This window comes from Paraburkholderia elongata, from assembly GCF_013177735.1.
Lineage (GTDB): Bacteria > Pseudomonadota > Gammaproteobacteria > Burkholderiales > Burkholderiaceae > Paraburkholderia > Paraburkholderia elongata.
The window spans coordinates 12,436-33,573 of record NZ_WOEZ01000034.1; the positions used below are offsets into that span (position 1 = coordinate 12,436).

Annotated in this window: 23 protein-coding genes; 12 read left to right on the forward strand and 11 right to left on the reverse strand. The window is 61.3% G+C overall.

Translation table 11 applies throughout. The annotated features are described in order from the left end of the window. Nucleotides 1-13 precede the first annotated feature (13 nt). Nucleotides 14-262 (reverse strand): hypothetical protein, encoded by a 249-nt coding sequence (locus GNZ13_RS06285; protein ID WP_172161490.1) that lies wholly within the window; start codon nucleotides 260-262, stop codon nucleotides 14-16. A gap of 165 nt (nucleotides 263-427) precedes the next feature. Between GNZ13_RS06285 and GNZ13_RS06290 the strand changes: the two genes are divergently transcribed. Together GNZ13_RS06290 and GNZ13_RS52050 are read left to right on the forward strand one after the other, a co-directional pair. Next, nucleotides 428-2,740: an NADP-dependent malic enzyme gene (locus tag GNZ13_RS06290; protein ID WP_172161492.1), complete on the forward strand. Its 2,313-nt coding sequence runs from the start codon at nucleotides 428-430 to the stop codon at nucleotides 2,738-2,740. A 44-nt stretch (nucleotides 2,741-2,784) separates the two neighbouring features. Beyond that, nucleotides 2,785-3,195, forward strand: a complete 411-nt coding sequence (locus GNZ13_RS52050) for a hypothetical protein (RefSeq protein WP_236001832.1) — start codon at nucleotides 2,785-2,787, stop codon at nucleotides 3,193-3,195. 174 nt (nucleotides 3,196-3,369) lie between these two features. On the opposite strand, the gene GNZ13_RS06300 is transcribed toward GNZ13_RS52050, so the two are convergent. Further along, nucleotides 3,370-4,347 (reverse strand): beta-ketoacyl-ACP synthase III, encoded by a 978-nt coding sequence (locus GNZ13_RS06300; protein ID WP_172161494.1) that lies wholly within the window; start codon nucleotides 4,345-4,347, stop codon nucleotides 3,370-3,372. A 594-nt stretch (nucleotides 4,348-4,941) separates the two neighbouring features. On the opposite strand from GNZ13_RS06300, the gene GNZ13_RS06305 reads away from it, so the two are divergent. Further along, on the forward strand, nucleotides 4,942-5,757 hold the full coding sequence (locus tag GNZ13_RS06305; protein WP_172161496.1) for a fused MFS/spermidine synthase: 816 nt from the start codon (nucleotides 4,942-4,944) through the stop codon (nucleotides 5,755-5,757). 171 nt (nucleotides 5,758-5,928) lie between these two features. Here the strand turns inward: GNZ13_RS06305 and GNZ13_RS51490 are convergent, their stop codons facing one another. From GNZ13_RS51490 to GNZ13_RS06340, 7 genes are all read right to left on the reverse strand, one after another. Next, nucleotides 5,929-6,258: a hypothetical protein gene (locus tag GNZ13_RS51490; RefSeq protein WP_216674735.1), complete on the reverse strand. Its 330-nt coding sequence runs from the start codon at nucleotides 6,256-6,258 to the stop codon at nucleotides 5,929-5,931. A 193-nt stretch (nucleotides 6,259-6,451) separates the two neighbouring features. Continuing rightward, entirely contained in the window at nucleotides 6,452-6,649 is a 198-nt protein-coding gene (locus GNZ13_RS06315) for a ribbon-helix-helix protein, CopG family (RefSeq protein ID WP_011493367.1), read from the reverse strand. A 170-nt stretch (nucleotides 6,650-6,819) separates the two neighbouring features. After that, entirely contained in the window at nucleotides 6,820-7,047 is a 228-nt protein-coding gene (locus tag GNZ13_RS06320; protein ID WP_172161500.1) for a hypothetical protein, read from the reverse strand. 80 nt (nucleotides 7,048-7,127) lie between these two features. Then, nucleotides 7,128-7,895 (reverse strand): fused MFS/spermidine synthase, encoded by a 768-nt coding sequence (locus GNZ13_RS06325; RefSeq protein WP_172161532.1) that lies wholly within the window; start codon nucleotides 7,893-7,895, stop codon nucleotides 7,128-7,130. A 70-nt stretch (nucleotides 7,896-7,965) separates the two neighbouring features. Then, nucleotides 7,966-8,229: an HPr family phosphocarrier protein gene (locus tag GNZ13_RS06330; protein ID WP_172161502.1), complete on the reverse strand. Its 264-nt coding sequence runs from the start codon at nucleotides 8,227-8,229 to the stop codon at nucleotides 7,966-7,968. Nucleotides 8,230-8,281: 52 nt separating this feature from the next. Further along, complete coding sequence (locus GNZ13_RS06335; RefSeq protein ID WP_172161504.1) at nucleotides 8,282-8,728, reverse strand: hypothetical protein; 447 nt, start codon at nucleotides 8,726-8,728, stop codon at nucleotides 8,282-8,284. 360 nt (nucleotides 8,729-9,088) lie between these two features. Beyond that, nucleotides 9,089-9,850 carry a YoaK family protein gene (locus tag GNZ13_RS06340; protein ID WP_172161506.1) on the reverse strand — a complete coding sequence of 254 codons (762 nt, stop codon included), beginning with the start codon at nucleotides 9,848-9,850 and terminating at the stop codon, nucleotides 9,089-9,091. A gap of 397 nt (nucleotides 9,851-10,247) precedes the next feature. Between GNZ13_RS06340 and GNZ13_RS06345 the strand changes: the two genes are divergently transcribed. The 9 genes from GNZ13_RS06345 (at nucleotide 10,248) to GNZ13_RS06385 (ending at nucleotide 19,278) form a co-directional block, all read left to right on the forward strand. Continuing rightward, nucleotides 10,248-10,637, forward strand: a complete 390-nt coding sequence (locus GNZ13_RS06345; protein ID WP_172161508.1) for a CZB domain-containing protein — start codon at nucleotides 10,248-10,250, stop codon at nucleotides 10,635-10,637. Between the two features lie 69 nt (nucleotides 10,638-10,706). Then, nucleotides 10,707-11,543, forward strand: coding sequence for a fused MFS/spermidine synthase (locus GNZ13_RS06350; RefSeq protein ID WP_266239733.1), 837 nt, complete (start codon nucleotides 10,707-10,709; stop codon nucleotides 11,541-11,543). A gap of 20 nt (nucleotides 11,544-11,563) precedes the next feature. After that, nucleotides 11,564-13,573 (forward strand): hydrogenase 4 subunit B, encoded by a 2,010-nt coding sequence (gene hyfB / locus GNZ13_RS06355; protein ID WP_172161510.1) that lies wholly within the window; start codon nucleotides 11,564-11,566, stop codon nucleotides 13,571-13,573. Next, nucleotides 13,570-14,520: a respiratory chain complex I subunit 1 family protein gene (locus GNZ13_RS06360; protein ID WP_172161512.1), complete on the forward strand. Its 951-nt coding sequence runs from the start codon at nucleotides 13,570-13,572 to the stop codon at nucleotides 14,518-14,520. The genes hyfB and GNZ13_RS06360 overlap by 4 nt, the downstream gene beginning before the upstream one ends. Continuing rightward, nucleotides 14,521-15,180: a formate hydrogenlyase gene (locus tag GNZ13_RS06365; RefSeq protein ID WP_172161514.1), complete on the forward strand. Its 660-nt coding sequence runs from the start codon at nucleotides 14,521-14,523 to the stop codon at nucleotides 15,178-15,180. Continuing rightward, a complete protein-coding gene (locus tag GNZ13_RS06370) occupies nucleotides 15,173-16,633 on the forward strand; it encodes a hydrogenase 4 subunit F (protein WP_172161516.1) in 1,461 nt (486 codons plus the stop codon). Before GNZ13_RS06365 ends, GNZ13_RS06370 begins: the two co-directional genes overlap by 8 nt. 3 nt (nucleotides 16,634-16,636) lie before the next feature. Next, complete coding sequence (locus tag GNZ13_RS06375; protein WP_172161518.1) at nucleotides 16,637-18,199, forward strand: hydrogenase large subunit; 1,563 nt, start codon at nucleotides 16,637-16,639, stop codon at nucleotides 18,197-18,199. Further along, entirely contained in the window at nucleotides 18,199-18,726 is a 528-nt protein-coding gene (locus GNZ13_RS06380; RefSeq protein WP_172161520.1) for an NADH-quinone oxidoreductase subunit B family protein, read from the forward strand. The genes GNZ13_RS06375 and GNZ13_RS06380 overlap by 1 nt, the downstream gene beginning before the upstream one ends. Before the next feature lie 114 nt (nucleotides 18,727-18,840). Next, nucleotides 18,841-19,278 carry a hypothetical protein gene (locus GNZ13_RS06385; RefSeq protein ID WP_172161522.1) on the forward strand — a complete coding sequence of 146 codons (438 nt, stop codon included), beginning with the start codon at nucleotides 18,841-18,843 and terminating at the stop codon, nucleotides 19,276-19,278. Nucleotides 19,279-19,501: 223 nt separating this feature from the next. Here GNZ13_RS06385 and GNZ13_RS06390 read toward each other — a convergent pair whose 3' ends face one another. Continuing rightward, nucleotides 19,502-19,948, reverse strand: coding sequence for a universal stress protein (locus tag GNZ13_RS06390; protein ID WP_172161524.1), 447 nt, complete (start codon nucleotides 19,946-19,948; stop codon nucleotides 19,502-19,504). Nucleotides 19,949-20,116: 168 nt separating this feature from the next. Beyond that, nucleotides 20,117-20,566, reverse strand: a complete 450-nt coding sequence (locus tag GNZ13_RS06395) for a Fis family transcriptional regulator (protein WP_172161526.1) — start codon at nucleotides 20,564-20,566, stop codon at nucleotides 20,117-20,119. Between the last annotated feature and the right edge of the window lie 572 nt (nucleotides 20,567-21,138).

The window sequence follows — 21,138 nt, forward strand, 5'->3', positions numbered from 1 at the left end:
GTGAATAGCCATCTCAGAGGCGCGCACCATGCGCCCGGATCAGTTGGACCAGATCAGATACCGAAATCTCATACCGGACCTCCTGTTCGGGACCCATCGCATGATGATCGCTGTACCGCTCCTCGATCTCGACGAGCACGGCGGTTCTGCCATCGGGTGACGCCTGCAGCATGACGTCGCGATGCGCCTGATGACCATCAGGACTGACCGGATCGGGATGCAGGCGCAGACGCCCAAGGCCGTAGTTGCGAGATGAATTCATCTGAGCTTTCCCTTGATTCATTTCTGTCGGTGGTCCTGCCTTGCCGGGTCGCTACAGGCTCGCGCGTGGAGCCGCCAGGTCTGGCGCCCCAGCTCCTCTGCGTCATGTCGTTGACGTGATAATATCATTATCATTGTCTGCAAATGTTGTTAACCAGGAGACAACATGCCTACCCCAGCCCAGGGCAAACTCCGCGAAGCCGCCCTCGATTACCACGAGTTCCCGACGCCGGGCAAGATCGCGATCGCCCCGACCAAGCAGATGATCAACCAGCGCGACCTTGCGCTGGCGTACTCGCCGGGCGTCGCGTTCGCGTGCGAGGAAATCGTCGAGAACCCGCTGAACGCAGCCCGTTTCACCGCGCGCAGCAACCTGGTCGGCGTCGTCACGAACGGCACCGCGGTGCTGGGTCTCGGCAACATCGGGCCGCTAGCCTCGAAGCCGGTCATGGAAGGCAAGGCCGTCCTGTTCAAGAAGTTCGCCGGCATCGACGTGTTCGATATCGAGCTGAACGAGTCCGATCCGCACAAGCTGGTCGAGGTGATCGCCGCGTTGGAGCCGACCTTCGGCGGTATCAACCTCGAAGACATCAAGGCGCCGGACTGCTTCATCGTCGAACGCGAATGCCGCAAGCGCATGAAGATTCCGGTGTTCCACGACGACCAGCATGGCACCGCCATCGTCGTCGCGGCGGCCATCACCAACGGTTTGAAGGTGGTCGGCAAGGACATCAAGAAGGTCAAGCTGGTGTCGTCCGGCGCGGGTGCGGCGGCGCTGGCGTGTCTGGATCTGCTGGTCGACATCGGCCTGCCGCTCGAAAACATCACCGTCACCGACCTGGCCGGCGTGGTCTACAAGGGCCGCGTCGAGCTGATGGACCCGGACAAGGAACGCTTCGCACGCGAAACCGACGCTCGCACGCTCGCTGAGGCGATCGGCGGCGCGGACATTTTCCTGGGTCTCTCGGCCGGCGGCGTGCTGAAGCAGGACATGGTCAAGCAGATGGCTGACAAGCCGCTGATTCTGGCGCTGGCCAACCCGACCCCGGAAATCCTGCCGGAACTGGCGCTCGAAGTGCGTCCGGACGCTGTGCTCTGCACGGGCCGCACGGACTACCCGAACCAGGTGAACAACGTGCTGGTGTTCCCGTTCCTGTTCCGCGGCGCGCTGGATGCGGGCGCGACGACGGTGACGCGTGAAATGGAAATCGCTGCGGTCAATGCGATTGCCGAGCTGGCACGCCAGGAGCAGAGCGATATCGTCGCGACCGCGTACGGCATCCAGGATCTCTCGTTTGGTCCGGCATACCTGATTCCGAAGCCGTTCGACCCGCGCCTGATCGTCAAGGTCGCACCGGCGGTGGCGAAGGCCGCGATGGATTCGGGCGTTGCCGAGCGTCCGATCGAGGACATGGAAGCGTACGAACAGCATCTGCAGCAGTTCGTGTATCACAGCGGCACGACCATGAAGCCGATTTTCCAGCTGGCGCGTAGCGTCGAGCCGGAGAAGAAGCGTATCGTGTTCGCCGAAGGCGAAGAAGAGCGCGTGCTGCGCGCCATGCAGATCATCGTCGACGAAAAGCTCGCGAAGCCGATCCTGATCGGCCGTCCGGCGGTGATCGAGCATCGCATTGCGCGCTACGGCCTGCGTATCACACCGGGTGTCGATTTCGTCGTCGTCGATACGGATCACGACCAGCGCTATCGCGACTTCTGGCAGGAATATCACAAGATGATGGCGCGTAAGGGCATCAGCGAGCAGATGGCCAGGCTCGAAATGCGCCGCCGCACCACGCTGATCGGCGCGATGCTGATGAAGAAGGGTGACGCCGACGGCATGATCTGCGGCACGATCAGCACGACGCATCGTCATCTGCACTTCATTGATCAGGTGATCAGTAAGCGTGAAGGCTGCCGCGTCTACGCGGCAATGAACGCGCTGGTGCTGCCGGGCCGGCAGATTTTCCTCGTCGACACCCACGTAAACGTCGATCCGACGCCGGAGCAGCTTGCTGAAATCACGATCATGGCCGCCGAAGAAGTGCGCCGTTTCGGCATCGAGCCGAAGGTTGCGCTGCTGTCGCACTCGAACTTCGGCACCAGCAACGCGCCGTCCGCGCAAAAGATGCGCGACGTGCTCGAGATTCTCAGGGAGCGCGCGCCGGACCTGCAGGTGGACGGCGAAATGCACGGCGACGTCGCGCTCGACGCGAATCTGCGCCGCGAAGTGCTGCCCGAATCGACGCTCGAAGGCGACGCGAACCTGCTAATCCTGCCGAATATCGATGCGGCGAACATCGCTTACAGCCTGCTCAAGACCGCCGCAGGCAACAACATCACGATCGGTCCAATGCTGCTGGGTTCGGCGAAGCCGGTGCATGTGCTGACTGCGTCCGCCACGGTGCGCGCCATCGTCAACATGACTGCACTGGTCGTCGCCGATGCGGGTGCCGCATTCCCTTCGTCCCGGACCACATGACGTTTCAACTGTCACAGGTAAGCGTCTCGCCGGAAGGATCCCGGATGTACACTAATAAACCCGCGCGCGCTGTGGCAAACGGGGCAGCACCGCGTGAGGCACCTCACTATTCCCGCCACACTGTGATTTTTCTAAGTTCGCTGTGCAGGAATCTTGAACCACTCCAATCGGACAGGAAGGTATTAGCCATGGATCAGCCCGGTACGAACGTCACTGCACCAATTCTTTCTTCCGACTCGGCCGTCTGGTTTTCGGCGTACGGCTTCGGCTGGGGATACTGCGCCTTTACGCTGCCGTCTGAAGCGGTTTGCGCAAAACTCGGCGCTGGGAACGGGACCGCGAAACAGTTGCTGCTCGCTTTCGAGCTTGGCAAGCGCAAACTGCTGAAGGCGGTAGTGCAAAAAGCGCTTCCATGCACTGGCGAACGGATAAGGCTCTCGGCTGATGATCTCTAACGCAGAACTGAAGCGTCGCTGTGTCGCCTATTGCCTCTGGCGACCGGCAGCACACGTTGAGCGTTGTCAGGTGCCTGCCATCGTCTACATTTCCGCTCCGTCATAATCAGGAACGCCGCGGACGCAGGATGCGGCACCCTACTCTCGTAGCGCAGGCTTCCCTATGAATTTCGCCTACGCGAGCATTGCCAAAGCACCCCATGTCACGCCAGCACCCACTGCGTGCATTAACACCCTGTCACCGCGACAGATCCGACCGTCCCGATAAGCCTGATCCAGAGCGAGGGGGATGGAAGCAGCGGACGTGTTGCCATGCTCATGGACGGTCGAGACCAAACGATCCACCGGGATGCCCAGCTTGCGCGCGGTAGCTTCCATGATGCGGATGTTCGCCTGATGAGGTACGACCCAGGTGAAGTCTGACATCGCCAGTCCACACTGTGCCGCGACTTCCTCGCTTACCGCCTGGAGCGCACCAACCGCCAGCTTGAACACTGCCGGCCCATCCATGCGCAAAAACGGATCTCCCAACACAGCTCCACCTGCAATGCTGCCCGACACTTTGAGGATTTCCGAGTGGTGCCCGTCGGCATGCAAGGCCGCGCCGAGTATCCCCGGCTCCTCCGATGACCTCAGGATCACGGCGCCAGCGCCGTCGCCAAACAGCACACAGGTATTGCGATCCTCGAAATCAAGGAGTCTGGAGAATGTCTCCGCCCCGATGACGAGTGCAGTCTTCACTGACGTGCCCCGTATCAGCGCGTCTGCGACCGTGAGTGCATAGATGAACCCACCGCACACCGCCTGAATGTCGAAAGCTGCACAGCCGTTTCGTATTCCGAGTTTCCGCTGGACAAGACAGGCTGTGCTCGGAAAGATTGCATCGGGTGTGGTGGTGGCAACTACGATCAGATCGATGGCATCCGCTTCGATTGCCGCCGCAGACATGGCCCGAGACGCGGCCGCTACCGCAAGATCGCTCGTTTGCGATTGATGGTCAGCAAACCGTCGGGACTGGATGCCGCTCCGTGAATAGATCCAGTCGTCGCTCGTTTCGATGCCCCTGCTGGCAAGTTGCGACACCAGGTCCGCATTTGAAATGATGTTCGGAGGCAGGAAACTACCGGTTCCGACAATACGTGCAAATGACATGACTAACACCGGTCAGAATGTGGAAGGAAGCTCGCCGCTGTCAGGAAGGACATCCCGGAGTGAGGGAGGCTGATATCAGCTCCGCCACCGGCGATGAACAGCAACTCCAGCAGCCACTTGATGAACGCCGGCATATCGCAAATACCTTTTCCCACCGACTGCGGCACCATCGGACGCGGGCTTCTGGATTTATTCCCCGTGTCCGTCCTGGCACCATCTTCCCGTATACCCCTGCCCGGCTGCGAACGAGCCAGTCAACGGCATGCAGACATTGATGACGAGGCTTCTCAAAGGTTGCGCTATTCGCTGGATCGATCAACACCGTGACCCGGATGCACCTGGATGTCAGACAAACGAGGAGCGTATCGCATGATAATATCATTATCATTATCTACTGCCTGCCTGTGTGACAGATTTATGCCCCCAGGGAGCTAGCCGTCCCGTCGCAGGTTAATGGTTCCGGCGACAGGACGTCTGACTGGCCGGACTGGAACGGGACGGCGATTGTGGGCCGCCAGTCAGTCCGAAGACGCTACGCTCATCGCATGAGGTGAGCGGACCGAAACCGAACAGGAACGTCATTCAGACCGCAGCATGGATCACTCTCACGCGTCGTTCGATGCCTATATGAAGTTTCTTGCCGGGCCATCCGCAGACGGTACGCCCGTGGTGCTGGAAACCGAACACGCCCTTTCGCTGCACTTCGATCTGCTGGCCACGCAGAGTTTCATGTCCCGGCGTGACCCTGACAGGCTGGCGCTCGGCTACACCCGGACGATGATGGGCTTCCTGCTGCTGCAGCCGGCGCCCACCAGAATTTCCATGATCGGTTTGGGCGGGGGATCGCTGGCCAAGTACTGCTACCGGCATCTTCCGGATACAAGGATAGTGGCCATCGAGATCGATCCTGCGGTGATCGCGTTGCGCGACACATTTCACATTCCGCCCGATGACGAGCGACTCGAAGTAATCTGCGCTGACGGGGCGGAATACGTCAAGAGCCACGATGCGCGCCCGGACGTGATTCTGGTGGATGGTTTTCTGGCACACGGCATGCCCGCACAACTGGGCAACGCCGCCTTTTACTCGGCCTGCCATGCGCGGCTTGCCGACGGTGGTGTGCTGGTCGCCAATTTCGTCGACGAAGATCCTCATATTCCATACTACCTGGAAGAGGCGCGTTCAGTGTTCGGTAAATCGCTTTCCATTTTCATGGCCGAGGGCAGTTGCAACTACACGCTGTTTGCCTGGAAGGGCGTGCCGGGACTTCCCTCCCGGGATAAGCTCCTCGCGCGTGCAGGCGTCCTGGCCGCGACACATCCCCTGAACCTGCGCGGGGCCGCGCGCCGTTTGAAGCAAGGCGTGAGGCTCGCTTCGGACTGGGCATTCAGACAGAAGCTGACCGGCTGACGGACGCCTGATCTGTGCGACCGGAACGGAAGCGCCGCGTGACGCATCCACTAAAATGGAGGCACGCGCGACGGTCGATACAGACACCTCATGCAAGGGCTCCAGGAAGACATGGCATTCAAGGTGCCGGGAACCGGGATGGGCAAGGCAGCATCACGTTGAATGCCAGGGCTATGCCGCACCGCCGCTAATGCCCCTGCTCAGGGTCGCCACGCATCGGGCGTAGACGACGATCACCCGCGGTGATGTGAAGTTGATCTGCATGTCGCGGGTGAAGAACCAGGATCCGTCCAGTTGGACGCGCACGATGTCGCCGGCCTTCACGAGTTGCTGCGCGAGATCCGTGGCCATTCGACTCAATTCAACCCGCGGGCGCCAGTCGGCATGATGATCGTGGCGACGCAGCCAGATCCTCGTGCTCTCAACAAGATGATCGGGCTGTAGCCACGCTCCGGTGGTGCGAAAGGCAAATATCTCGGATAACGTGAGAAAGCACAGCAACTCTGCGTTCGTCTCAAGTCGGTGCATCCTGCGACCTGTCATATCGTTGCGGCCCCGACGGCCGTACATCGTCGCGTTCGCACATCGTGCAATTCCGGTATGCGCTGAAGCAGCGCTGCCACAGGAGACCTGTGGCGCCGTAGAGCCCCAGATCCTGCGCGGGATTACATCGCTGATCTGGCGCGGGCGTACCTCAGGCGGTTTTTCGGCGCGGACGCGCGCCAATTGCGCTTTTGGTCCGGTAGCTGACGCCATGCTGATCGAGGTAGTCGCGGATCAATTGCCGCACTACCTGTGAGGGCGTCAGGTCCTGCGCCGCGCACAGCTTTTCGAACGCTTCCTTCTTCACAGGATCGATCAGAATCGTGAGTCGAGCGCTTTTCGTTTCCATGACGGGGGCGAAGTCCAATTATGTTAATTAAATTATAATACATCGTGTGGCCCGAGTCATCTTCGTGGCGCCAGAATCACACGGTGGCCGGCGATTCCCCCATGCGCCGCCGATGACCAGCCATTCAACGGCTGGAAAGCCAACAGCGTACAACGCGCGGCGACGGTGCGCTAAATCTCCGCCCTGGCACGCAGAAAATCCTGTCCAGCCCGGGTAATCGACACACCGCCTCGCCCATTCGCGGGGACGGATACCAACCCGGCGCTACGCAGTTCCTGAGCGACCGACCAGTTTAATGTGGGCGCATCGCGGCCGTATCGCTGCTGGGCCAGACGCTCAAGCGCCCAGACGGCTGCATGGGTCAAGGTATTGCTGTCGTTGTCGCTTCCCGCTGTCATCTTCTATCCTCGAGAATGCGCCTGTTCAAACAGGTCGCGAACGTGCAGAGGTACTATGCATCCGCGACAGACGCATCCGCTCAGCACGTTTGTTCATATCGATGCCAGTTAAATTTCCTGCCGTACTCGATGCGCGTGGCCGTCGCATGGAGATTCACCGCATGTGTGGGTCCGAGTGCGCGCGCCCGGTCGAGCATCGTTGCGAAGGACGGAAGCTCATCCGCTCCTTTCCACGCAAAAACAGTGACGTTGTGTTCACTGCCTTCGGACGGCGCCAGCGTCACCGCGTTCGCGAAGACTTCCCTGAGCGAGCGCAGGTAGCGATGGAAATCCGGTTCGTCGGTCACAAGATTGGCCACCAGGACGCCGTCATCGCTCAACCTGCGGCGACAGGCTTCATAGAACGCCCTGCTACCCAGTTCTGCGGGCAAACCATCGGCATTGAAACCATCGACCAGCAGCACGTCCGGCCGATGATCCGGAGCCGTGACGTACTGCGCCCCGTCGGCGCAAACCACCCTGAAGCGCTCACTGTCACGCGGCACATGGAACCGGTCTCGCAGCGCGATCACCTGGGGGTCGATTTCGACGACGGCAATCACGGTGTCGGGCAAGTGGCGATAGCAGTATTTCGCCAGCGAGCCGCCACCCAGACCGATCATCGAAATGCGGCGCGGGAATGGCTGGAACAGCAGGAAGCCCATCATGGTGCGCGTATAGCCCAGCGCAAGGGCGTACGGATCGCGTCGCAACATGGTGCTTTGCACCCCGCGCGCATCAAAGTACAGTGAAACGACCTGTTCATTCTCTATGACCACCGGCCTGTTCGCTTTCCTCTTTCTTTTCATGTGCGTGGTCAAAAGATTCCGATGCAGGGGCAATCGGCGGGCGTGGGCCACGCCCCCTTGCAGCGGTCCGTCAAGAGGATTCCTGCGTATGCAGCATGGCCGAGAGCGATTCAAGCGCTGCGGTCTCGTCAGGACCAGTTGCCAGGATGTGCAACTGCGTGCCTGGCTTTGCCCGCAGGGACATCACCGACATGACATCCTTGGCATTGACGGACCGGCCGTTCGCCATGCAGATGATGTCGCTCGCGAACCGGGATGTGTGAACGGCAAGCCTCGCTGACCCGTGTCCGTTCAAACCCCACGGGTCGCCTACCTGAACCAATGCCTCGACCAATCCTCTCCCCTATGCATAAACCGTAACTCAAGCCCGCACCCACCGGGCGCGCTCAGTGCATCAAACCTGCCATGACCCGGGCAAAGAAAGCCCGCAGCAGCGGGTCCCACTTTTCATTCCCCAAAGCGATTTCGGCCGTGTCGAGGCGCCTCATTTCCCGATCGAGGTAGACGGCGCGAAGCGACCTTGGGTGTGGCGGCCCGACAAAAAACTGGCCATCGTCGTCCAGAAGCAGAAATGGCTTCTGCCTGTAGCGAGCCCCGAGCAGCGAGGTCGCATCCAGGACATGGCGGGCGGATTCCTTCTGATAAACAAAAATGACGTTGACCCCGCATTCTTCCAGGCGGTCGCAGAAATCCGAAAAACGGTAAAGCATCTGGAATCCGCGCTCACCCGTCCTGCCCACGCCGACGACAATCAGTCCGCGACGACCCATCACGTCCCGCAGATACAGGTGCGTGTAGTCGTGGGACAGCAGCGGAACACTTGCATCAATCACGTCGACCTCCCTGCCGCGCGCAGGCATACACCTCGTTTCGCGCAAGCCCGGCCTGCAACGTGACCAACAAAATTCCTGCCCAAGCCTGCTATATTATTAGCATTTCAGGATAAGTCAATGATAATTGCATTATCATGATTTTGGAGTACCTGTTCCGAAGAACGGGCCAGGCTGTTCGCCGGTTCTTCGATGCACACGCACGTGCGCATCGAGAGCGTTCCCGCATCGAGGTTCGACGTGGCTCCTGAACGAACGGCGGCACCCTGCACTGCTGGGATCGGGGAACGGCGGCCACCGCGAAGGTGCAGTTGACGCAGCTGGCACCAACCCGGAACCAGTCTCGCGGCCTGTGCCCGGCGCCTAACGGTCGAGTCGATAGACCTTCGCGCGCAGGTCGTCAACCAGTGGCACGATGGCCAGCACAATCAGCACGGCCGCAAGCGGTACCGTCGAGGCGTAGCCGATGTGCTTGAATCCCATCGCACCGGTAAAACCACCGACGACGAACATGGCCAGCATCGTCCCGTGCACTTTCAGCCTCGCCCGATTCGCCAGTACGAAGGGTGCGCCGGAGTCGGTCCTCGCGGAATTCCAGTAAAAGAGCTTGCCCAGTTCGATGCCGATGTCCGTCACGATTCCGGTCATGTGGGTGGTACGGATTTCTGCACCGGACAGTTTGGTGATCATCGCGTTCTGCAGACCCATGATGAAGCACAGGAGCATAACCGTCGCTGGTACGAACAGGGTCTCCCACAGCGCCAGATGGCTACCGAGCAGCCCGAAACAGAGAAGCAGGACAGCCTCGATCAGCAACGGCGACGCGTACTGGCTGTGGAGGCGCCGGCGTCGCCCCCAGTTGACGAGCACGGCGGAACAGGCGGCGCCCAGCAGGAACGAGATCAGCGATCCGGCGCCCGCCAGAACCAGTGAGAGGTCGCCCAGCGCCGCCTGGTCGGCAATCGAGGACACTACGCCGCTCATATGGGACGTGTACTGCTTCACCGCCAGGAAGCCGCCGGCGTTAGTAGCGCCAGCCACGAACGCAAGCGAGAAACCAAGCTGCCTGTTGGCCTCGGTGCTGCGATCCCTTCCCGTCAGGGTCCGGAAATAGTGTGCTGGCATCAGGTATTGACTCGTGTGTTCGCGGGTCCCAACCGCGCTTCGGCGCAGGCAAGGACCGGTGCAGCAAGCTGGCTGCCTGAAATTCCACGCGCAGGATGAACGCCCGCATTCCCGATGCCCCGAACGAACACGACACGTACTCCGCGCCTGTCGACGGGTCATCACGTGTGGAACCGGATCAATAAAGCTGCTAGGATGATAACGTAATTATCATCAACTGGTAACTTGATGTCGCTGACGAAAGCTCCCCTCCCAGGGGAGCAACGCGCAGTGATGCTGCAGTCGCATACACGTCGGCAGCGACGCAGGGATGACGCGGTTCGTGGTAGCGGGGGGACAAAGCCAGGCAACCTGCAGAATGGCGGCCGCCTGGCGCGCCGCATTAAGGAGAAGTGCCATGCCGTTTGACAACACGCTTGAAGAGCATCGGTTAACTGGCGTCGCGTTGCGTAACGGGATGCTCGGGGGGATGCACGAGCGCGTGGGACTCGTCACATCCGCGTTCGCCAACGAACGTTGCTGCGCGCTCGGACGCTGGATTCATGAAGATGGCGTGCGGTGGGAGGACGCTCCCGAGCTTCAGCAACTGAAGCTGGCGCACGCGAGCTTCCATACCATCGCGCTGGTGATCGCCATATCCATCACGCAAGGGCGTCTCGCTGAAGCAGCCGTCATGCTCGAACCGGACGCCCTGTTCGAAAACGCGGCGCGTATGCTCGCTCATGCAGTGTCGCGTTTCGAAAATCGCCTGGTAACCGGGGCGGCACCGCACGGACGGATACATTAAGGCTACCGCGACTCATCGGTCGCTGCGCGACTCCAGCTAACGGTAACTGATCTGCAACTTCAGGAAAACATGGGATTGTCAGCCGATCACAACAATCAGCTCAGGCATGCTCTCGCGGAGCATTGGGGGAAGACCTTTGGCAAACCCGTAGTACGCGAGGGATTGCGCACGCGGTCGCTGTGTTTCGACGCTTTCGGCATACAAAGCTCGATGCGCAAGAGTGCGCCGCTCGAGCTCGATCTGTCGTACACGCGGGCCATGATGTCCTTCCAGCTCTTTCGCCCTGATCCCCGGGACATCCTGATCGTGGGTCTGGGCGGAGGATCGCTGTCCAAATACTGCTTTCACAAATTCCCATCTACCCGCGTGACCACCGTCGAAATCGACGGGAGAGTGATCGCGTTACGCGAATGGTTTGCCATTCCGCCTGAATCGGAGCGATTCCGGATCGTGCACGCCGACGCAGCGGAGTATCTCTCGGACAGGATTGGCGTCGCGGATGTGATCCTGCTCGACGGCTTCGACGCATTCGGCCTGCCCGCCAGCCTGTCGAGCCAGTCCTTCTACGACGCCTGTCATACCGCGCTGCGCAGCGAAGGGGTGCTGGTGGCCAACCTGCTGAACAACGATCCGCGGCTCGCTACCCACCTCGACCGGCTACGTCGCGCGTGCGATGGAAAGCTGTTTCGCACCATGGCGCGAGGCGAAGGCAACACCATTGCCATCGGCATCAAGCAGGAGACCGTCCCGGGATGGCTCGACCTCTATGCCCGCGCTGAAGCCATCACGAAATCGATGGGGCTCGACCTGTATCGGTATGTCAAAAAAATGGAACGTCACCACCGGACAGAGCCCGTTCCGGGATGCCCTTCGTCCAACACACTGACCGTCGAACAGGACGTCTGACGGCACCGGAGACAACGCCGATGGAACACCTGCTGGTCATCCATTATGTGCTGCTTGTGATTGCGGGCTGGCTGGTCGTTGGAGTCCTGGGACTCGCCAACCTGCGCCGCACACGGGTGGTGGCGCATGGCCTGTTTCCGGTCGGCGCGGTGTTCGGCCTGTTTCTGTGCGGACTGGGCCTGACTGGCGTTTTCGCAGGTCCCCAGCAAGCCGTCCTGCCGCTCGGATTGCCGGACCTGCCATTCCATCTGCGGCTCGACGGCCTGTCAGCGTATTTCCTCTGCGTACTGGGTCTGGTAAGCACGGGCGTGAGCGCGTTTTCCGCCGGCTATTTCCGCAAGGGTGAGGGCACTCCGCCCGGTCTGTTGTGTTTTGAATATCACGTGTGTCTCGCGAGCATGGCCGTCCTGTTGCTGGCAGACGATGCGTATTGCTTCATGGTGGCATGGGAGACGATGACGCTGTCGGCCACCTTCCTGGTGATGACCAATCACCGCATTGCAGAGATCCGCCGGGCCGCGTGGCTCTACTTCCTGATCTCCCATGTCGGCGCGCTGGCGCTCCTGCTGTGCTTCGGCCTGCTGCAGGCCAATACCGGCGACTATACGTTCGCCAACATGCGTCAGCAGCATCTGGACGTGTTCTGGGCGTCCATCGCGTTCCTGCTGGCGCTGTTCGGTTTCGGCACAAAAGCAGGCATTTTCCCGCTGCATGTCTGGTTGCCTGAGGCTCATCCGGCCGCGCCGTCGCCGGTATCGGCGCTCATGAGCGGGTTCGTCCTGAAGGCCGGCCTCTACGGCGTGCTACGCACGGTGTTCGACCTGCTGCACGTGCAGATTGCGTGGTGGGGCGTGCTCATGCTGATACTCGGACTCTTCACCGCCCTGTTCGGCGTCGTGTTCAGCGCCATCCAGACGGACATGAAGCGGCTGCTTGCGTACTCGTCGATCGACAACATCGGCCTGATGTTCGTGAGCATGGGGCTGGGGGTCCTGTTTCGCGCCTACGGGATGAACGCGCTGGCCGCCTTGTCGTTGACGGCCCTGCTCTACCAGATCGCCAGCCACGCGACGTTCAAGAGCCTGCTGTTTCTTGGGACGGGCTCCGTGTTGCACGCGACGGGCGAGCGCAATCTCGGGCGGCTGGGCGGCCTGATCCGTTTCATGCCGTGGACTGCGTGGGCGGCCCTGGTCGGCGCATTCGCCAGCGCCGGCCTGCCGCCATTGAGCGGCTTCGTCTCCGAATGGCTGTTACTGCAGAGCTTTCTGTTCACGCCGGGCTTGCCGGATCCGTTCCTGAACATGGTGGTGCCGCTCGTCGCCGCGCTGATCGCTCTCGTGGCTGCGCTCGCGGGCTACACGATGGTCAAGTTCTTCGGCATCATCTTTCTCGGCCAGCCCCGCGAGGCGAAGCTGCGCGAGGCACGCGATGCGAGCCCGTGGGAGCGGGTTGGCTTCGCGTGGCTGGCAGCGCTATGCGTGCTGCTCGGGCTATTGCCGGTACAGTTCGTGATCGTTCTGGATCGCGTCACGCAATTGCTGGTGGGCGCCGGCATCGGCCAGGCCGTCGCGAGAAATGGCTGGCTGCTGCTCGCCCCTACCAGCGTAGACCGGGCCAGCTACATGCCGGCGGTTTTCCTGCTGTTCTTCTTTGCCTGTTGTGGGCTCGCGTGGCTACTGGTACGCCGTCTCTATCATGGGCGCCTGCGGCGGGCGGCCCCCTGGGCCTGCGGCTTTCCGTTCGTGAACGCGCGCATGCAGGACACGGCAGAAGGGTTCGGGCAGCCGATCCGCGAAATCTTCGCGCCTCTGTTCAGGATCGAACGGCGGCTGCCCTCCCCGTTCGACGAACACCCCGCGTACAGCGTCACCGTGACGGATCGCGCGTGGACCCTGATTTATGAGCCAATCGAGCGGTTGGTCAAGCGCGTCGCCGCACTGGCCGGGTTGCTCCAGACAGGTCGCATCGCCGTCTATCTGATGCACAGCTTTCTTGTGCTGATCGTGCTGCTGATGCTGGTGAGGCGATGATCACGCTCTCCGGATTACTCTCCCAGGGCCTGGAGATCCTGCTCGCACTGGCGGCTGCGCCCTTGCTGACGGGGTGGGTCAACATGTGCCGCGCCCGGCTGCAGAACCGCCGCGCGCCGAGCATCTGGCAGCCTTACCGGATGCTTCACAAGCTGTTCAACAAGGAGTCGGTCGTCGCCGACCACGCCAGCCCCATATTTCGCGGCGCGCCGTATGTTGTCTGGGCCTGCATGACGCTCGCTTGCGCGATCGTGCCCACGCTTTCAACCGACCTGCCCCTGTCGCCCGCCGCGGACGCAATCGCCCTGGTGGGTCTCTTCGCGCTGGCCCGCGTCATGATCTCGCTGGCCGCGATGGACGTCGGCACCGCGTTCGGCACGCTCGGCGCGCGTCGCGAGATGCTGGTGGGCTTCCTCGCGGAGCCTGCCTTGCTGATGGTCCTGTTTTCGGCGTCGCTGATCACGCAGTCGACCTTGTTGACCAGTATCGTCGCCACGCTCAGCCATCGCGAGCTGGCGATCTATCCGAGCCTCGCATTCGCGGGGATCGCATTCACGATGGTGTCGCTCGCCGAAAACGCGCGCCTGCCGGTCGACAACCCGACCACCCACCTCGAACTCACGATGATCCACGAGGCGCTGATCCTCGAGTATTCCGGCCGGCATCTCGCGCTGATGGAATGGGCCGCGAGCCTCAAGCTCTTCGCGTACTCCTGCATCGGCCTCGCGTTGTTCATTCCGTGGGGCATCGCCGAGGCCGGCAATCCGATGGCGCTGCTGCTCGCGATACCGGCACTCTTCGTCAAGTTGCTGGTGGGCGGCGCGGCGCTCGCGGTCGTCGAGACGACCAACGCGAAGATGCGCATTTTCCGTGTGCCCGAGTTTCTCGCGACAGCCTTCCTGCTGGCCGTCATCGGCATGCTCGTTCACTTCCTGCTGGGGGCTTGAATGCACGGGTTCGCCACGCAGATCATCAACTTCCTGGCCGCCATCCTGCTGCTGCTGTCGTTTGCGATGCTCAGCCAGCGCCGGATCCTGTCGTTGATTCACCTCTATACGTTGCAGGGCCTGACACTCGTGTCAGCCAATGTGATCCTCGGATACGTCACCGCCGACGTGCACCTCTATATCTCCGCCGCACTCACGCTGGTGCTCAAGGTCGGCCTGATTCCGTGGATACTTTACAGGCTGGTCCAGCGGCTCAACGTGAAAACGGACGTCGAACCTCTCCTCAATATTCCTGCCACGTTGCTGATAGGCATCGTGCTTGTGATCATCGCGTTCAACGTGGCGTCGCCGATCAGCCAGCTCGCCTCGTCAGTCGCGCGCGGCACGCTCGGCATCGCACTCGCCTGCGTGCTGCTGTCGTTCATGATGATGATTACGCGCGCGAAGGCGATCCCTCAGGTAGTCGGCTTCCTGTCGATGGAAAACGGCCTGTTTTTTGCCGCTGCCGCGGCGACGAACGGCATGCCGATGATCGTCGAACTCGGTATCGGACTCGATGTGCTGGTGGGCATCCTGATCCTCGGCGTGTTCATGTTCCAGATCCGCGAGCAGTTCGACAGTCTGGACATTCATCACCTGGAAAAACTCAAGGATGACTGAAGCCTGGGTACTGCTGCTGGTTTTCGCGATCCCGCTCTTCGCAGGCGCGTGCCTCGCGCTCGTGGGGCAGCACCACGTCGCGGCGGAACTCAACGTCGGCTTCAGTTTCCTGACCTTTGTCGCCGCCACGCTGCTCGCCGTGCAGACCGTGGCGCACGGGCCTGCATTCGCGCTTGGCAAACTCTTCTTCGTCGATCCGCTCAATGTGTTCCTGGTCGCGCTCACGGCCTTCGTCGGCTGGACCACGTCGATCTTTTCACGGCCGTACATGCGCATCGAGCGGGACCGCGGCAAGATGACCGGCCCGCGCATGCGCCTCTACCACAGCATGTACCAGCTGTTTATCTTCGCGATGCTGCTCGCGCTGCTCACCAACAACATGGGCATCCTCTGGGTCGCCATGGAAGCCGCCACGCTCGCCACGGTACTGCTGGTCAGCGTCTATCGCACGGCGGCAAGTCTCGAAGCCGCATGGAAGTACTTCATCCTGTGCGGCGTCGGCATCGCACAGGCGCTGTTCGGCACGATCCTGCTCTATCTTGCAGCAAGCCGGCAGCTCGGCGGCGGCGACGCGCTGCTCTGGACCAGTCTGAACGCAGTCAAAGGGAGTCTCGACCCGACCATCATCTCGCTCGCGTTCGTGTTTCTGCTGATCGGCTATGGCACGAAGGTCGGCCTCGTGCCCATGCACAACTGGCTGCCCGATGCCCATGCCGAGGGCCCTACCCCGATTTCGGCCGTACTGTCCGGCCTGCTGCTCAATGTCGCGCTCTACGCGGTGCTGCGCTGCAAGGTCCTCGCCGATGGCGCACTCCAGAACGGCCTGCCGGGACACCTGCTGGTCGGCTTCGGGCTGGTCTCGGTGCTGATCGCGACCTTTTCGCTGTTCCGGCAGAAAGACGTCAAGCGGCTCTTCTCGTATTCGTCGATCGAACACATGGGGTTGATGACGTTCGCGTTCGGGCTCGGCGGCCCCATTGCGACCTTTGCGGGACTGCTGCACATGACGGTGCATTCGCTCGTGAAGTCCGCGATCTTCTTTACCGTCGGGCACGCGGCGCAAAAGGCCGGCACCCAGGCGATCGACGACATCCGCGGCTTGTTACGCGTGAGCCCAACCGTTGGGTGGGGCATGATGCTCGGCGCGCTCGCGATTCTGGGCATGCCGCCATTCGGTGTCTTCGCGAGCGAATTCCTGATCCTGACGACCGCGATGAGCAAACTCCCGTGGGCCACGCCCTTCCTGTTGCTCGCGCTTGCCGTGGCGTTCGCGGCCATCTTCGTGCGCGTGCAGGGCATGGTGTTCGGCGACACGACGGCCAAAGTTCTCGAACACCCACCGGCGTTGCTGCCCGTGTTCGTCCATCTCGGCATCGGCTTGATGCTCGGGCTTTACATTCCGCCCTATCTTGCGACGTGGTATCGGCAGGCGGCGGCCATGATCGCGGGGTGACACATGCGCATCGAGGCATTCGGGTTTCCCAACCTGGTTCGCCTGTCCGTGTTCGCGGGCAGGTCTTCGGCTTTTCTCGCACGGGTCGATCATGACTCGTGGACCCGCACCACCGGCACGGTGCGCGAGGCGGGTGGCCGTCTGATCTCCCTGTGGGGTGCCGAAGAGACGGCAGGCGCCTTCGTGATCTCCGCCGCGTATGCACTGGAAGACGGCATCTTGTGGCTTCAGTCACCGGTAGGCGACGGGCATGGGGACAGCGACGGATACCCGGATATATCGACGGTCTTTCCGTGCGCGACACGCATGCAACGGGCCGTCTACGAGCTGGTCGGGCTGCGTGCGATCGGCGCCGAAGATACACGGCCGTGGCTGAATCATGGCAACTGGCCTGCCGATTACTTTCCGTTGCAGAAATTGTCCTCCGGGACCGAGCGGTTTCAATCCCAGGAAGCGGACTATCCGTTCGTCCACGTCGATGGTGACGGTGTCCACGAGATTGCCGTCGGTCCGATCCACGCAGGCGTGATCGAGCCCGGACACTTCCGCTTCTCGGTCGTCGGCGAAAAGGTGTTGCGCCTTGAGGAGCGGCTGGGCTATGCGCACCGGGGCATCGAAAAGCTGTTTCAGCAAACGCCTCTGTTGCTCGGGCATCGTCTGGCGGGACGCATCGCCGGGGATTCCACGGTCGCGTTCTCGTGGGCGTATTGCATGGCGGTCGAACGGGCACTCGATGTCCAGATTCCGCCACGCGCGCAGTGGCTGCGTGCGCTGTTGCTCGAGCGTGAGCGCATTGCCAACCACCTCGGCGATCTGGGTGCGCTCGGCAACGATGCCGGGTTCGCGTACGGGCTGGCCACGTTTTCCCGCCTGAAGGAAGACTGGCTGCGCCTGAACGACCGGGTCTTCGGACACCGCTATCTGATGGATCAGATCGTTCCTGGGGGCGTGGCAACGGAGATCGATCCGCGTTTCATCACTGCAATAGAGACGCAGTGCGAGCAGATCGATGCGCAGGTCCGCGTGATGCAACGTATCTACGACGATCAATCGGGACTGCAGGATCGCTTCGCGGGCTCAGGGATACTGTCCGCCAGCGTGGCAGAGCACTTCGATGTATGCGGGCTGGTCGCGCGTGCCAGCGGGAGGAAAATCGACGTGCGGGTCGATCATCCTTACGCGCCCTACCATGAGGTTCAGGTGCAGATGGTCAGCGACGACCGGGGTGATGTGGCGGCCCGCGTCGCGGTCCGTTTCGGCGAGGTCTACGAGTCCATCCGGCTGATCCGCGCCCTGCTCACGGATCTGCCGGACGGAGCGATTGCCTCCGGGATTGAACACGGCAGCGCGCCGTCCTACGGCGTGGGCTGGATTGAGGGCTGGCGGGGCGATGTGTTGGTCGCCATCGAGACTGGAGCCGACGGCACCATTGCGCGCTGCCACTGCCATGACCCGTCGTGGCAGAACTGGCCAGCTCTGGAGCACGCGATCATCGGCAATATCGTTCCCGATTTCCCGCTAATCAACAAGTCGTTCAATCTGAACTACGCGGGACACGACCTGTAATGTGGCAACTTCTCAAACAGATCGCGACAACTGCCACGCCGACTCTGCGCGTGCCCGAGGGCGATGACGCATGGCGGGCCGAAGGCCACCGGATCCAGCAGGAAATACTCGACGTGCTTGGCCGGGCGCTCTGCATTCGCGAGGTCGATGCGGGCTCCTGCAACGGCTGCGAACTGGAAATCCATGCGCTCAACAATCCGTACTACAACATCGAGGGTCTGGGTATCCGCTTCGTCGCGAGTCCCCGCCATGCCGACATGCTGCTAGTCACCGGCCCGCTGACACTGAACATGAAGGAAGCGGTGCGGCGGGCCTACGAAGCGACGCCCCACCCGAAGCTGGTCGTCGCAGTGGGCGAGTGCGCCTGCACCGGTGGCATGTTCAAAGAAAGCTACGCCGTGTGTGGGCCGCTCTCGAAGCTTCTTCCTGTCGACGTCACGATCCCGGGCTGCCCGCCGCCCCCCATCGATATCCTGAGAGGCATTCTCGCCGCGCTTCGTACGAAACACGCAACCTCCCCGCCATGATCGCGGTCCGGGACACTCGCCAATCACGGCGTTCATGGGTAAGGGTTCCGCACGGAGCCCACGTGTGATGACCGTCCCAGTGTGCCACGCTGATATTTTTACGGACGACGCGCGATGAGTGAGCAATTGAGCCGGCTGAAAGCAATCGGCAGAGCATGGCCACAGGTGCTGACGATAATCGTCTTCATGGTGGCAATCAGCCTGCGCTTTCCACTATGGTTTGTGATGCTCTCGGCCATCGTCAACGGCACCGCCCTGACATACCTCACGCGGAACTTCGCGTCCCGGCGGTCCCACACGGGTGGTGACCCGTTCCTCGGCGTCATCGTGATCGGCAGTGGACTGGCGTCTATCGCCCTGACTCTCAAGTGGTGGGCCGTGGAACAGCAGTTAAAGCTCGCACACGGTGTACTCCTGCATATGGCCGGCCATACAGAGGCGACTTCAGATCCAGCGCTGGCATGGTCAAGCGTCCTGACCCAGTGGGGCTCCTGCTCGATCTTTCTGGTGATTGTAGCGGTGTGGGCGCTGGGTAGCGGACGTGCCGACTGAATACCGAACCCGCTCAGTACGTCAGCCGACGTTTTCCGCGAACGCGCGAAAGCCTGAAGTCTACGGTCACCGTTGCCAGCCTCGCGGCTGTACCGGCGATGGGAGAAGAGACACGCACCGGGATGACCACGAGCGAAGCGCGGGCGACGATCTACGTCTGGGGCGGAGACGGCTTTGATTCAGTTGACCGCGTTCTGGACTCCACAACACGACCCGCACCGGTCTATGTCGGCTCACGGACGACGAGAACCGGGATCTGGCAGTGCGTCAGCACTTTCTGGGTCTCACTGCCAAGCAACAACGCGCGCATGCCGCCTCGACCGTGGGACGCCATGACGATAAGATCACAGTTTCGTTGCGCTGCCACGCTGATAATCGCCTCGTATGGGTGAGCGCGGTTCCTGGTGAACGTATCGCACTCGACACCGGCCTGCGTGGCCGCTTTTGTGACGACCATGAGGTAGTCATCCGCATGCTGTCGGGCAGCCTGAATGAACTGGTCCTCGGTGTCTGCGATCACTTCGGCGCCGTACGCCAGGACATGGAATTCCGGGATGACATGAAGCCCCGTAACCTTGGCGCCACTTTCGCTCGCGAGCGTCACCGCCGTCTGGATCGCTGCTTCGGAGAGGGCCGACCCGTCAGTCGGCACCAGCAGATGCTTGAACATACGTTTCTCCCATCGGCCGGGCCTGTTCGTCTTGACGTCCTGCCCGAAGCCCGCAGCTTGAGCCAGGCACTCCTGAATCAAGGCTATTTCCTTCAGTATAGTAAGATTTACGATGCGTCGAAGGTTGATTATTTCCGTGACAAAGTGCCGCGCGCCGACCCCACCTCTCTAACCGTTGCCCTCCGCTGCGGCAATGGCAGCTCCGTGTGCGATCAGGCGGCCCAGACGCTCGTTCGCCCGAAGAATTGCCTGAAGACGGGTTTCCCTGAGTTGCCTGTCATACTCGTTGATGACCATAGAAATCAGCCCAATCACTTTGTCCGGGTAGCTCCAGTCGCCCACGGCTTCTCCACGATCAAAGATCGCGGCCACTTCCTGCTCCGCCTCACGCACGCTGTCGAGAGTGAGTAGTCCGTGCCCGTCCTCCGTGAGATAACGGGTCATCAGGATAACCATATAAAGCCGCCGCGTAATGGACGCGTCGCCGTGTCTGCCGCGCGCAGCCTCGAGTGCCATCCGGTGCTGAAGCATGAGTGCATCTACGTCGGCCCGTGGCATGGGAAGGAAGAGTGCTTTGCCCCGAGTGGCCAGAGCATTCCCGAAAATCTTGCGTGCCATCAAAATTCTGCCTGTTTGTGCGTAGCTATTCGGAGGCGTAGCGGGCGTTGTCGGCAATCAGGACTACACGCGCTTGCATCGGCAATGTGGGCCACGACCCTTTCGCCCGCCCGTTTATTGATTGAAAGTGATTCCGGTGTCGAGACCTTTGCCTCTCCTCCGAAAGAAGTCCATTGCGCCTGCCCGCAGCCTCTCTCAGGTTCGTCCGCCCCTCGAAATCCGCAAACCGCTTTACCGGCGAGTTCACTGGCCTTTATTCAGAAGCCTGTCCCTTTCGCAAGATTCCTCGACAACGACCTAAAGCCCACCAGACTTACCGGGTCATTAGCCGGAAGTTCCGCCCATCTTGTAGTCTCGTTGATGGCGGCAAGTGCCTGTCGGGTCTCATGATTTGATCGGGCGAACGCTATTTTTTTAGTTAAATTTGTAGTCACTAAAATATTTGACTTTAGATGATTTTTAACTATATTTAGCCATATGCCAGCGCGAACCGGAACCGCCCACGTCGTCACCACGACCCGCAAGTACAAGGGGCAGATCTATCGCACGCACCTGCTGCGGCGCAGCTACCG